Source organism: Mycobacterium sp. GA-2829 (assembly GCF_001499965.1).
In the GTDB taxonomy this organism is placed as follows: Bacteria; Actinomycetota; Actinomycetes; order Mycobacteriales; family Mycobacteriaceae; genus Mycobacterium.
In genome coordinates, this window is record NZ_LQIT01000013.1 from 48,902 (window position 1) to 62,282 (window position 13,381).

10 protein-coding genes are annotated in these 13,381 nt (G+C 71.8%); 7 read left to right on the forward strand and 3 right to left on the reverse strand.

Annotated elements, in window-relative coordinates; translation table 11 throughout:
- Positions 1-76: 76 nt before the first annotated feature.
- The 3 genes from AU194_RS10255 (at position 77) to AU194_RS10265 (ending at position 3,363) form a co-directional block, all read left to right on the forward strand.
- Positions 77-1,120, forward strand: a complete 1,044-nt coding sequence (locus AU194_RS10255) for a DUF3152 domain-containing protein (protein ID WP_059089129.1) — start codon at positions 77-79, stop codon at positions 1,118-1,120.
- Between the two features lie 100 nt (positions 1,121-1,220).
- The gene (gene moeZ, locus AU194_RS10260; RefSeq protein ID WP_059089180.1) at positions 1,221-2,420 is read left to right on the forward strand and encodes an adenylyltransferase/sulfurtransferase MoeZ; all 1,200 of its coding nucleotides are present in this window, start codon (positions 1,221-1,223) and stop codon (positions 2,418-2,420) included.
- An 88-nt stretch (positions 2,421-2,508) separates the two neighbouring features.
- Positions 2,509-3,363: a TIGR02569 family protein gene (locus AU194_RS10265; RefSeq protein WP_059089130.1), complete on the forward strand. Its 855-nt coding sequence runs from the start codon at positions 2,509-2,511 to the stop codon at positions 3,361-3,363.
- Between the two features lie 9 nt (positions 3,364-3,372).
- On the opposite strand, the gene AU194_RS10270 is transcribed toward AU194_RS10265, so the two are convergent.
- Together AU194_RS10270 and AU194_RS10275 are read right to left on the reverse strand one after the other, a co-directional pair.
- A complete protein-coding gene (locus AU194_RS10270; RefSeq protein WP_059089131.1) occupies positions 3,373-3,672 on the reverse strand; it encodes an MGMT family protein in 300 nt (99 codons plus the stop codon).
- Between the two features lie 3 nt (positions 3,673-3,675).
- Positions 3,676-4,515, reverse strand: a complete 840-nt coding sequence (locus AU194_RS10275) for an alpha/beta fold hydrolase (protein ID WP_059089132.1) — start codon at positions 4,513-4,515, stop codon at positions 3,676-3,678.
- Between the two features lie 6 nt (positions 4,516-4,521).
- Here AU194_RS10275 and AU194_RS10280 point away from each other — a divergent pair, with 6 nt between their 5' ends.
- Positions 4,522-7,665 (forward strand): ATP-dependent DNA helicase, encoded by a 3,144-nt coding sequence (locus tag AU194_RS10280; RefSeq protein WP_059089133.1) that lies wholly within the window; start codon positions 4,522-4,524, stop codon positions 7,663-7,665.
- Positions 7,662-10,925, forward strand: coding sequence for an ATP-dependent DNA helicase (locus AU194_RS10285; RefSeq protein ID WP_059089134.1), 3,264 nt, complete (start codon positions 7,662-7,664; stop codon positions 10,923-10,925). Before AU194_RS10280 ends, AU194_RS10285 begins: the two co-directional genes overlap by 4 nt.
- Here AU194_RS10285 and AU194_RS10290 read toward each other — a convergent pair.
- Positions 10,910-11,305, reverse strand: a complete 396-nt coding sequence (locus tag AU194_RS10290) for a hypothetical protein (RefSeq protein WP_059089135.1) — start codon at positions 11,303-11,305, stop codon at positions 10,910-10,912. The genes AU194_RS10285 and AU194_RS10290 overlap by 16 nt on opposite strands.
- Positions 11,306-11,351: 46 nt before the next feature.
- On the opposite strand from AU194_RS10290, the gene AU194_RS10295 reads away from it, so the two are divergent.
- Positions 11,352-12,446 carry a TrkA family potassium uptake protein gene (locus AU194_RS10295; RefSeq protein ID WP_059089136.1) on the forward strand — a complete coding sequence of 365 codons (1,095 nt, stop codon included), beginning with the start codon at positions 11,352-11,354 and terminating at the stop codon, positions 12,444-12,446.
- Positions 12,443-13,378, forward strand: a complete 936-nt coding sequence (gene nudC / locus AU194_RS10300; protein ID WP_059089137.1) for an NAD(+) diphosphatase — start codon at positions 12,443-12,445, stop codon at positions 13,376-13,378. The genes AU194_RS10295 and nudC overlap by 4 nt, the downstream gene beginning before the upstream one ends.
- Positions 13,379-13,381 lie beyond the last annotated feature (3 nt).

Below are 13,381 nucleotides of genomic sequence, written 5' to 3' on the forward strand. Positions count from 1 at the left end.
GTGCCGGAAACTCATCGCCACAGGTCTGTGCCATCCTGTTTTCGTGACCTACGACTCCCGCGCGCGTGGAGGACACATGGGTCCAGAGCGTCGGGGGGACGGTCGGGTCCCCGCGGTGCGCACCGAGTGGCAGGAGCCGCCACGTGGCCACCGCGACCCGCTGCGCGCCCAGCGCGACCCCCTCGCGGCGGACAGCGGCCGCGCCCGCTCCAACCGCGACGAGCGGCGGCAGTGGCGCAAACAGACCTGGCTCGGCCGGTTCGTGTCGACCTACGGATGGCGCGCCTACGCGCTGCCGGTGCTGGCGGTGCTCACCGTCGTCGTCATCTATCAGACCGTCACCGGGACCGCCGTCCCCGAACAGGTCGCCGACGAGGAGGGACCGGTGCAGGGCCCGCCGACCATCGGTGCGGCCAGCACGGCGATCGTCGGGGCGCCGCCGAAGGGACTCACCCAGTTCGACGCCAACCTGCCGACGGGCATCTTGCCCGCGGGCGGGCCGTTCACCGAGGCCGGTGCGCGCACCTGGCACATCGTCCCCGGCGCCACCGCGCAGGTCGGGCAGGGCACCACGAAGAACTTCACCTACACCGTCGAGGTCGAGGACGGCCTGGACACCACGGGGTTCGGCGGTGACGAGGGATTCGCCCGCATGGTCGACGAGACCCTGGCCAATCCGAAGAGCTGGACCCACAACCCGCAGTTCGCCTTCACCCGCATCGACACCGGCGAACCCGACTTCCGGGTGTCGCTGACCTCGCCGCTGACCATCCGTGAGGGCTGCGGATACGACATCCCGCTCGAGGCCTCCTGCTATAACCCGGCCTACCTCGGCGATCAGCCCCGCGTCTTCATCAACGAGGCCCGCTGGGTGCGCGGCGCGGTGCCGTTCCAGGGCGACATCGGGTCCTACCGCCAGTACGTCATCAACCACGAAGTGGGCCACGCGATCGGCTACCAGCGTCACGAATCGTGCATCGAGAACGGGGCACTGGCGCCGATCATGATGCAGCAGACGTTCTCCACCTCGAACGACGACGCCTCCCGGTTCGACCCCGAGACCGTGCGTGCCGACGGGCTGACGTGCCGCTTCAATCCCTGGCCCTATCCGATCGCCTGACGGGAAGCCTGCGGGCACATCCGGTGTTGTCGAGGGTGCCTATTGTTGAGGTGACTCGACCGCTGTGGTCGACGCACCGCAGAATTTTGAGGAGATACCGGTGTCCGGGAATGTGGGATTGCCTCCGCTGGTGGAGCCGGCGGGCGAACTGACGCGCGAGGAGGTGGCTCGCTACAGCCGCCACCTGATCATCCCCGACCTCGGTCTCGACGGGCAGAAGCGTCTGAAGAACGCCAAGGTGCTGGTGATCGGCGCCGGTGGCCTGGGGTCGCCGACACTGCTGTACTTGGCCGCCGCGGGGGTAGGGACCATCGGCATCGTCGAATTCGACGTCGTCGACGAGTCGAACCTGCAGCGCCAGATCATCCACGGGCAGTCCGACATCGGCCGGTCCAAGGCGCAGAGCGCACGCGATTCGATCCTGGAGATCAACCCGTTGGTGACCGTGCAGTTGCACGAGGAGCGCCTCGAACCGGAGAACGCGGTCGGGCTGTTCGAGCAGTACGACCTGATCCTCGACGGCACCGACAACTTCGCGACCCGGTACCTGGTCAACGACGCCGCGGTGCTCGCTCACAAGCCGTACGTGTGGGGGTCGATCTACCGCTTCGAGGGTCAGGTCTCGGTGTTCTGGGAGGACGCCCCCGACGCGCCGGATGGAAAACCGCAGGGCCTGAACTACCGCGACCTCTACCCCGAGCCGCCGCCACCCGGGATGGTGCCGTCCTGCGCCGAGGGTGGCGTCCTCGGCATCCTGTGCGCCTCGATCGCATCGGTGATGGGCACCGAGGCGATCAAGCTGATCACCGGGATCGGCGAACCGCTGCTCGGCCGCCTGATGGTGTACGACGCGCTCGACATGACCTACCGCACGATCAAGATCCGCAAGGATCCGGCGACGCCGAAGATCACCGAACTGATCGACTACGACGCGTTCTGCGGGGTGGTCTCCGACGCGGCGGCCTCGGCGGCGGCCGATTCGACCGTCACGCCGCTGGAGCTGCGCGAACTGATCGACGCGGGCAAGCCGGTCGCGCTGATCGACGTGCGCGAGCAGGTGGAATGGGACATCAACCGCATCGAGGGCGCCGAGCTCATCCCCAAGTCGACGATCGAGGCCGGCGACGGGCTCGCGAAGCTGCCCCAGGACCGGATCCCGGTGCTCTACTGCAAGACCGGTGTTCGCTCGGCCGAGGCGCTGGCGGCGGTGAAGAAGGCCGGGTTCTCCGAGGCGCTGCACCTGCAGGGCGGCATCGTGGCGTGGGCGCGCCAACTCGAACCCGACATGGTGATGTACTGACCGGCCGCAGGTCTCAGCACGGCAACGGCTCGGCGACACAGCAGGTCAGCGCGCCAATTGTCGAGGGTGTCACCGGTAGCCTGACCCTGTGAGCATCGAGCGACCGCCCGACCATGTCCTGGCGGCGTTCGGGCTGGTCGGTGTGCGCCCGGTTCCGCTCGGTTCGAGCTGGGAGGGCGGCTGGCGCTGCGGCGAGGTGGTGCTGTCGATGATTGCCGACCACGCCCGGGCGGCCTGGTCGGCGAAGGTGCGGGAGACCCTGTTCGTCGACGGTGTGCGGCTGGCGCGGCCGGTGCGCTCGACCGACGGCCGCTACGTGGTCGCCGGCTGGCGGGCCGACACGTTCGTCGCCGGGACACCGGAGCCCCGCCACGACGAGGTCGTCTCGGCGGCGGTCCGGTTGCACGAGGCCACCGCGACGCTCGAGCGGCCGCGTTTCCTCACCCAGCCCCCGGTCGCGCCGTGGGCGGACGTCGACGTGTTCATCGCCGCCGACCGCGCGGCCTGGGAGGAACGCCCGCTGCACTCGCTGCCGCCGGGTGCGCGGGTCGCGCCCGGTTCGGCCGACGGGCAGCGGTCCATCGAACTCATCAACCAGTTGGCCACGCTGCGCCGGGTCACCAAGAGCCCGAGTCAGCTGGTGCACGGCGATCTCTACGGCACGGTGCTCTTCGCCGGGGCCGCCGCGCCCGGCATCACCGACATCACGCCGTACTGGCGGCCGGCGTCGTGGGCGGCCGGTGTGGTCGTCGTCGACGCGCTGTCGTGGGGTGAGGCCGACGACGGGCTGATCGAACGCTGGGCGTCGCTGCCGGAGTGGCCGCAGATGTTGTTGCGCGCGTTGATGTTCCGGCTCGCGGTGCACGCTCTGCACCCGCGGTCGACGGCGGCGGCGTTCCCCGGTCTGGCGCGCACCGCGGCGCTGGTCCGCCTGGTGCTCTAGTCGAATCCTCTAGTGGAAGACGTGCCGGATCTCCCGTAACGGCACCCGCCCGTCGGTGGCCAGCACCCCTTCGGCGCGCAGCAGTTCGAGCTGTCGGGTGGCCAGATGTGGTGCGGGCCTGCCGGATGCGCTGATCACCCGGTGCCACGGCAGATCCGAGGAGTCGGTGCGCATGATCCAGCCGACGATGCGCGGACTCGACAGCGCGGCCGCCTCGGCGATGTCACCGTAGGTCGCGACCCGGCCCGGCGGGATCTGCGCCACCAACGCGCGGACGGCCTCCACCTGCTCGTCGGTGATGGCCGCCACGGGTCAGCGCCGTTCGAGGTGTCCGCGGATGACCTCGGCCGTCTCCGCCGGTTTGGCCTGGCCGACCATGTGGTCGCAATCCCAGTGCAGCACAGTCAGATCGTCGCCCAGCGCGGCGTCGAGCGTGGCGATCAGCTCATCGGTGGCGTACGGGGGATCGGTCCGGGTCGCGCGGATCAGCGTGGTGGGCGTCCCATCCCGGGGCAGCGTCACCGGCCGGGCCAGCTCACTCCAGTAGGACATCATCGCCGGGATGCTGATGCGCCACCCGCTGCGACCGTTCGGCAGCGCGATCAGGTGCTCGTCGAGTTCACGGTCGAGCTCGACGGCATCGACCTCACCCCACGAGCCGGAGACCTTCTCGGCCCTGGCCTCGTCGCGGTCGGTGTAGTCGGGGGAGGCGAACATATCGTCGGCGATCTCGCGCATCCATTCGCCGTCGAGACCGACCGCGGGGTCGAGCAGCACCAGACCGGACACCAGGTCGGGCCGCGCCGCCGCCAGCGCCAGCGCGACGGCGCCGCCGAACGAGTGGCCCGCCACCACGACCGGACCGCCGCCGTCGGCGTCCAGCAGGGCGGCGAGCGCCTCGGTGTTGGCGTCCAACGTCCACGGCGCGGCCCACGTGGAGCGGCCGTGGCCGATCAAGTCCGGTGCGGCGACGGCGAACTCGGGCAGGTAGGTGTTCGCCATCGTCTGCCAGCGTCTGCCGTGGCCGGTCAGACCGTGCACGGCCAGCAGTTGAACGGGTTCGGACGGACCGTAGCGGTGCACGTGCAGGCTCACACCGACGATGGTGCCAGCCCGCACCGACGGGGACTTGTCGTACCCCCGTGATGTCATGCCCTCATGACCGCACCGGACGTCGAGACGACCACCGCCGAGCACACCGAGCCGCGCATGCTGCTCGCGCCCGGGCGGCGTGGCGTGGTGCGCCTGCTCGGCGGCCCCGGAGCCGGCAAATCGACGTTGCTGGTCGACGCGGCCGCCGCGCACATCGCCGCCGGGGCCGATCCGGAATCGGTTCTGCTGCTGACCGGTTCGGCGTCGCTGCGCTCGGCGGCCCGCGCGGCGGTCACCCGCAGGCTGCTCGACGGCGGCGTCCGGCAGGTCGTGCGCGAACCCCTGGTCCGCACCATTCACTCGTATGCGTTCGCGGTGTTGCGGCTGGCCGCGCAGCGCAACGGTGATGCGCCGCCGCGGCTGATCACCGGTGCCGAACAGGACGGCATCATCCGCGAGATGCTCGCCGGTGACCTCGAGGACGGTGACCGGTCCCCGGTCGCGTGGCCCGCCGAACTGCGGCCCGCGCTGGCCACCGCCGGATTCGCCACCGAGCTGCGCGACCTGATGGCCCGCTGCACCGAACGCGGCGTCGATCCGCTTGCGCTGCAACGCCTCGGCCGGATGTCGCGGCGCCCGGAGTGGGCGGCGGCGGGCCGGTTCGCCCAGGCCTACGAGCAGATCATGCTGCTGCGCTCCGCGGTCGGGATGGCCGCGCCGCAGGCCACGACACCGGCGTTGGGCGCCGCCGAACTCGTCGGGGCAGCGCTCGAGGCGTTCGCGATGGACGCCGATCTGCTGGCCGCCGAACGGCAGCGGATCGGTCTGCTGCTCGTCGACGACGCCCAGCACCTCGACCCGCAGGCCGCCCGGCTCGTTCGGGTGCTGGCCGCCGGCGCTGACCTGACCGTGTACGCCGGTGACCCCGACCAGTCGGTGTTCGGGTACCGCGGTGCGGACCCGGCGCTGCTGCGCGACGAGGACGGCGTCGCAGTGACCCTCACCCGCTCGCACCGGTGTTCACCCGCCGTGGCGCGCGCGATCAACGGGCTGGGTCGGCGGCTGCCCGGTCAACGTCCCGAGTTCGTCGGATCCGCCTCCGCCACCGAGGGTTCAGTCGCGGTGCGGATCGCCGCGACCGCCCACGCCGAGTCCGGTCTCATCGCCGACGCGCTGCGCCGCGCACACCTCGTCGACGGGGTGCCGTGGTCGCAGATGGCGGTGATCGTGCGGTCCCTGCCGCGCACGGGTGCGCCGTTGGCGCGTGCGCTCACCGCGGCGGGGGTGCCCGTCGACCTGTCCACGGCCGCGCCGCTGGTCGAAGAGCCCGCGGTACGCGCGCTGCTGACAGTCCTCGAGGCCACCGCCGACACCCTGACCGGTGCGCAGGCCGAGGCGCTGCTCGCCGGTCCGATCGGGCGGGTCGACCCGGTGACGATGCGGCAGGTGCGTCGGGCATTGCGGCGCGCCGACGGCAGCCAACCGCCGCGGGACTTCGCCGACCTGCTCGTCGAGGCGCTCACCGGGCCGCCGCCCGCCGTGTCGGCCGAACTCGAGCGTCCGCTGCGCCGGGTGCGCGCGGTGCTGACGGCCGCGCGGCGCAGCGTCGACGAGGGGGCCGACCCGCGGCACACGCTGTGGCAGGCGTGGCATCGCAGCGGGCTGCAGCGGCGGTGGCTCGCGGCCAGTGAGCGGGGCGGGGCGGCAGGTGCTCAGGCCGACCGTGACCTCGACGCCGTCACGGCCCTGTTCGACGTCGCCGACCAGTACGTCACCCGCACCGCGGGCGCATCGGTCCGCGGCTTCCTCGACCACGTGACCACGCTCGGCCTACCGCCGGTGCGCCGCGACGAGCGGCGCGCCACGGAGTCCGTCGCGGTGCGCAGCGCCCACGCCGCGCTCGCGGGTGAATGGGACTTCGTCGTCATCGCCGGTCTGCAGGAAGGGTTGTGGCCCAACACCGTCCCGCGCGGCGGGGTGCTGGGCACCCAGCGTCTGGTCGACGTGCTCGACGGCGTCGCCGATTCCGCGGACGCCGCGGTGTCGTCGCGGGCGCCGCTGCTCGCCGAGGAACGCAGGCTGCTGATCGCCGCGCTCGGCCGCGCCCGGAACCGGGTGCTGGTGACCGCTGTCGACAGCGACAGCGGTACCGAAGCCCTGCTGCCCTCGCCGTTCTGCGCAGAGCTGAGCGCGTTCGCCACGGACGACGGCGGCGACCCGCAGCCGCCGGTGCGGGCCCCGCGGGTGCTGGCGCCGTCCGCATTGGTCGGCCGGTTGCGGGCGGTGGTGTGCGCCCCCGACGGTGCGGTCGACGACGCCGCCCGTGACTGCGCGGCCACACAGCTGGCCCGGCTGGCCGCCGCCGGCGTACCGGGTGCCGACCCGACGCAGTGGCACCTCATGACGCCGCTGACCACCGACGATCCGCTGTGGGACGACGAGCAGCATGTGGTGACGCTGTCGCCGTCGACGCTGCAGACGCTCACCGACTGCCCGCTGCGCTGGCTGCTCGAACGCCACGGCGGCCGCGACGGCCGCGATGTCCGCTCCGCGGTCGGGTCTCTGCTGCACGCACTGGTGGCGGAGTCGGGGAAAACGGAGAGCCAACTGCTCAACGAGCTCGAGAAGGTGTGGGCGGACCTGCCTCACGAGGCGCAGTGGCACGCCGCCAACGAGTTGACCCGTCATCAGGCCATGCTGTCGGCGTTCGAGCACTGGCGCACCCAGACCCGCCGCGAGTTGACGGAGGTGGGTACCGAAGTCGACGTCGAGGGCGTCGTCTGCGACGACGACGAAGAGCGGCCCGCGGTTCGGGTGCGGGGCCGGCTGGACCGGTTGGAGCGCGACAGCGAGGGCCGGTTGGTGGTCGTGGACCTGAAGACCGGCAAGAGCCCGGTCACCAAGGACGACGGGCAGCGCCACGCCCAGCTGGCGATGTATCAGCTGGCCGTGGCCGCGGGGCTGCTCCCCGACGGGGACGTGCCCGGTGGCGGCCGGTTGGTGTACCTGGGCAAGTGCGGTGCCGCGGGTCCGACCGAGCGGGAGCAGGACGCGCTGACCGACGACGGGGTCGCGCAGTGGCGCCGCGACGTCGGTGACGCCGCCGCCGCGACCCAGGGGCCGACGTTCGTCGCCCGGCTCAACGACAATTGCGCACACTGCCCGGTGCGCAACAGCTGCCCGGCACAGTCCGAGGGGGAGAGGGCATGACCGCTCGCTACAGTCCGGCCGAATTGGCCTCGGCGCTGGGTCTTTTCGCGCCTACCGACGAACAGGCCGCGGTCATCGCCGCACCGCCCGGTCCGGTGGTGGTCATCGCAGGCGCCGGCGCCGGTAAGACCGAGACCATGGCCGCGCGGGTGGTGTGGCTCGTCGCCAACGGGTACGCGACGCCGGGGCAGGTGCTCGGGTTGACCTTCACCCGCAAGGCGGCCGGCCAGTTGCTGCGCCGGGTCCGCACCCGGTTGGCGCGGTTGGCCGGCGCCGGGCTGGTGCCCGGGGTCGACACCACCGACGACCCGCCGACGGTCAGCACCTACCACGCGTTCGCCGGCACACTGCTGCGCGAGCACGGTCTGCTGCTACCGATCGAGCCGGAGACCCGCCTGATCGGCGAGACCGAACTGTGGCAGTTGGCCCACCGCGTCGTGTGCGAGCATCCCGGCCCGCTGGAGATCGACAAGACGCCGGCGGCGGTGACGCAGATGGTGCTGCGGTTGGCCGGACAGCTCGCCGAACACCTCGTCGACACCGACGAATTGCGCGGCACGCACGTCGAACTCGAGCGGTTGGTGCACACGCTGCCCGCGGGTCCGTATCAGCGCGACCGGGGGCCGAGCCAGTGGTTGCTGCGCATGCTCGCCACCCAGACCGAGCGCACCGAGCTCATCCCGCTGATCGATGCGCTGCACCGGCGGATGCAGGACGAGAAAGTGATGGACTTCGGGATGCAGATGGGCGCGGCCGCCCGGCTCGCCGCCGCCTTCCCGCAGGTCGGTGCGCAGCTGCGGGCCCGCTACCGCGTGGTGCTGCTCGACGAGTACCAGGACACCGGGCACGCGCAGCGGGTGGCGTTGTCGGCGCTGTTCGGCGGCGGCGTGGACGACGGTCTGGCGCTCACCGCGGTCGGTGATCCGATCCAGTCGATCTACGGGTGGCGCGGCGCGTCGGCGACGAATCTGCCGCGGTTCGCCACCGACTTCCCGCGCTCCGACGGCAGCCCGGCCCGGGTGCTGGAGTTGCGCACCAGTTGGCGTAATCCGCCGAGCACGTTGCATCTGGCCAACGCGGTGTCGGCGGAGGCGCGGGGCCGGTCGGTAGCGGTGCGGTCGCTGCGGCCGCGTCCCGGCGCCGAGGCGGGCACCACCCGGCTGGCGCTGCTCAACGATGTTGCCGCGGAACGTGACTGGGTGGCCGACGAGGTCGCGCGGCGGTATCACGCGCCGCGCGAGGAGGGGCAGGGCCCGCCGACCGCGGCGGTGCTGTTGCGTCGCAACGCCGATGCCGCACCGATGGCCGATGCGCTCACCGCGCGCGGTGTGCCCGTCGAGGTGGTCGGCCTGGCGGGTCTGCTGGGGGTCACCGAGGTCGCGGACGTGGTCGCGATGCTGCGGCTGGTGGCCGATCCGACCGCGGGCGCCGCCGCGGTGCGCACCCTGACCGGTCCGCGGTGGCGCCTGGGCGCCCGCGACCTCGCCGCGCTGTGGCGCCGGGCGCTCGAACTCGACGACGGCGGGCCGGGTCCCGAGGCGACGGCCGCGCAGATCGTCGCGCAGGTCGCGCCCGATGCGGACGCCGCCTGCCTGGCCGACGCGATCTGCGATCCCGGTCCCGCCGAACGGTATTCGCCGGAAGGGTATGGCCGCATCGTCGCGCTCGGCCGCGAATTGACCTCGTTGCGTGGGCATCTCGGGATGGCGCTGCCCGACCTCGTCGCCGAGGTGCGCCGCATCCTCGGCGTCGACGTCGAGGCCCGCGCCGGGATGCCGGTGCCGTCGGGGTGGTCGGGCACCGAACATCTCGACGCGTTCGTGGACGTGGTCGCCGATTACGCGAGCCGACCCGGCGCGACCATCGGCGGGCTGCTCGCCTATCTCGACGTGGCGATGGAGCGCGAGAACGGTCTGGCGCCGGCGGATCTCGCGGTCTCCACCGACCGGGTGCAGTTGCTGACCGTGCATGCCGCCAAGGGGTTGGAGTGGCAGGTGGTGGCGGTGCCGCATCTGAGCGGCCGCATCTTCCCGTCCACCGCGCAGGCCCGGACCTGGCTGACCGATCCGGCGGATCTGCCGCCGCTGCTGCGCGGGGACCGGGCGACCACCACCGACCACGGTGTGCCGGTGCTCGACAGCTCCGACGTCAACGATCGAAAGATGTTGTCCGACAGGATCAACGACCACAAACGCCACCTCGAACAACGCCGCACCGACGAGGAGCGGCGCCTGCTGTACGTCGCGCTGACCCGCGCGGAGGACACGCTGCTGCTGTCGGGCCACCACTGGGGCGCCACCGAGGGCAAACCGCGCGGCCCGTCGGAGTTCCTCGAGGAGCTCAAGGAGATCATCGAACGCGCCGAGCGGGACGGCACGCCGTGCGGGGTCATCGACCAGTGGGCGCCCGCACCCGCCGACGGGGAGAAGAACCCGTTGCGCGACACCGTCAAAGAGGTCACGTGGCCCGCGGATCCGGCGGGGGAGCGGCGCAATGACGTCGACCGCGGCGCCGACCTGGTGGCGCGCGCGATGGCCGACCCCGACGTTCCGGTCGAGGACGTCGACGGGTGGGCCGCCGACGTGGACGCGCTTCTCGCCGAACGTGAACGCGCGGCGCAGAAGACGCCGCCGACCCTGCCCGCCGAGGTCTCGGTCAGCACGCTCGTCGATCTGGGCGACGATCCGGAGGCGGTGCTGTCCCGGCTGAACCGGCGGCTGCCCGTCCCGCCGGACCCCAACGCGTCGCTCGGCACCGCCTTCCACGACTGGGTGCAGCGCTACTTCGGCGCCGAGCGGTTGTTCGACCTCGACGATCTGCCCGGTGCGGTCGACGGCGACACCCGGCGCCTCGAAGCCGAACGCCTCACCGAACTGCAGCAGGCGTTCATGTTGTCGCCGTGGGCCGCTCGCACCCCGCTGGACGTCGAGGTGCCGTTCGACATGGTTCTCGGTGAGACCATGGTGCGCGGCCGGATCGACGCGGTGTTCGGCGACGACGACGGCGGCGCGACTGTCGTCGACTGGAAGACCGGATCACCGCCGGCCACCCCGGAGGCCGCTCAGCAGGCCGCGATCCAGCTCGCGGTCTACCGGTTGGCGTGGGCGCAATTGAGCGGCCGCCCGGTCGACCAGGTGCGTGCGGCGTTCCACTACATCCGGGCCAACCACACGGTGCGCCCGGACGATCTGCCCGGCGTCGACGACCTCACCGCGCTACTCGACGCGGCGCGCGGCCCGGTCGGTCAGGAGGCGCGGTAGATCTTCAGCGCCTGGGTGATCATCGGGATCTGCAGCGGAAGACGGGCGAGCGCGGCGATGCGCATCGGCCACGGCTTGTCCCACCACAGCCGCACCATGTTGAGGTTGCCGGGGAACACCGCCACGTACAACGCGATGGCGGCCAGTGCTCCCGCCTTGCGCGTCCGGGGCGCAGCCAGCGCCGCGGCCACCCCGAGTTCGGCCACGCCGGAGGCATAGGTGTAGAACCGGGGGCTGCCGGGCAACTCCGCGGGGATGATGCCGTCGAAGGGCTTGGGCGCGATGAAGTGCAGGGCACCGATGCCGAGCAGCATCGCCGCCATCCGGTTGGCCAGCTTCGACCCGGCGTTGCGCTGCGGTACGGCTGAGGGGGAGGTCATGATTACATTGTGCTGGTGCGGCAGCCCCACCCGGTGACGGACCCTCGTGGCTAAGGGACGCCTGCGGCGACGCCTCGCCGCCATCGAACAGGATCTGACGAGTCGGCCCGACGCGGCGCTGGTCGACGTGCTGAAGATCCCCGAACCGTTCATCAGCCCGACCCAGCGCATCATCCGGCGCATCATCTACGCCGCCGGCGCCCTGGCGGCCGCGGTGATCATCGTCTACCTCGACCGGCACGGCTACCGCGACATCAACGATTCGCCGGAGACCAGCGATCCGCTGTCGCTGCTGGACTGCATCTACTACGCCACGGTGTCGCTGTCGACCACCGGCTACGGCGACATCACCCCGGTCACCCCGGAGGCGCGGCTGATCAACGTCCTGGTGATCACCCCGCTGCGAGTGGCCTTCCTGATCGTGCTGATCGGTACCACGGTCGAGACCCTGACCAGCCAGTCGCGCCAGGCGTTGAAGATCCAGCGATGGAGGAGCAGAGTGCGCAATCACACCGTGGTCATCGGCTACGGCACCAAGGGCCGCACGGCGGTGGCCGCGATGGTCGGTGACGAGGTGGCGCCCGCCGACATCGTCGTCGTCGACGAGAACGGCGTGGCGCTGGAGCGGGCGCGCAGCGCGGGTCTGGTGACCGTCCACGGCGATGCGACCAAGGCCGAGGTGCTGCGGTTGGCCAGCGCGCAGCACGCCAAATCGATCATCGTCGCAACCGACAACGACGCGAGCGCGGTGCTCGTGACGCTCACCGCCCGCGAACTCGCCCCCAACGCCAAGATCATCGCCGCTGCCCGCGAGGCCGAGAACCAGCACCTGTTGCGCCAGTCCGGCGCCGACTCCACGGTGGTGTCCTCCGAGACCGCCGGGCGACTGCTCGGCATCGCCACGCAGACCCCCAGTGTGGTGGAGATGATGGAGGATCTGCTCACCCCCGACGCCGGGTTCGCAATCGCCGAACGCGAGGTCAGCCCGAAGGAGGTGGGCGGTTCGCCCCGCCACCTGCACGACATCGTGCTCGGCGTCGTCCGCGACGGCGGTCTGGTGCGCGTGGACGCCCCCGAGGTGGACGCGCTGGAATCCGGTGACCGGCTGCTCTACATCCGCAGCGCGGACGCCGAGCGATGAGCGACTTTCAGAAGCTGCGCAACATCCCGCTGCTCTCCCGCGTCGGCGCCGACCGCGTCGACGCGCTGCGCACCGACATCGACGCCGCGACCGTCGGGTGGGCCGACGCGCTGCTGCTGCGGGTCGACAACCGAAACCAGGTGCTGATCGCCGGCGGCCAGGTCGTGCTCGGCCCGGCGAGCGCACTCGGCGACAGCCCGCCCGACCACGCGGTGTTCCTCGGTCGGCTGCGCGACGGCCGCCACGTATGGGCGGTGCGGTCCGCGCTGCAGCCGCCGGACGACGGCTCCGAGACCCAGGTACTCGACCTGCGCCGGGCCGGCCAGATCTTCGACGACACCAGCGCACAGCTCGTGGCCACCGCGACCGCGCTGCTCAACTGGCACGACCACGCCCGCTTCAGCCCGGTCGACGGCGCCCCGACCAAACCTGTCAAAGCCGGTTGGTCGCGGGTCAACCCGGTCGACGGGCACGAGGAGTTCCCGCGCATCGACCCCGCGGTGATCTGCCTGGTGCACGACGGCCACGACCGCGCCGTGCTGGCCCGCCAGACGCTGTGGCCGGAGCGGTTGTTCTCGATCCTCGCCGGCTTCGTCGAGGCCGGCGAATCCTTCGAATCCTGCGTGGTGCGCGAGATCGCCGAGGAGGTCGGCCTCACCGTCACCGACGTGCGCTACCTGGGCAGCCAGCCGTGGCCGTTTCCGCGGTCGCTGATGGTCGGCTTCCACGCGGTCGGCGACCCGGAGCAGCCGTTCGCGTTCAACGACGGGGAGATCGCCGAGGCGGGCTGGTTCACCCGCGCCGAGGTGCGTACCGCGCTCGAACAGGGCGACTGGAACGCCGCGGCGGGCAACTCCTCGTCGCGGTTGCTGCTGCCCGGGTCGATCTCGATCGCCCGGGAGATCATCGAGTCCTGGGCGTACGCCGACTGACTG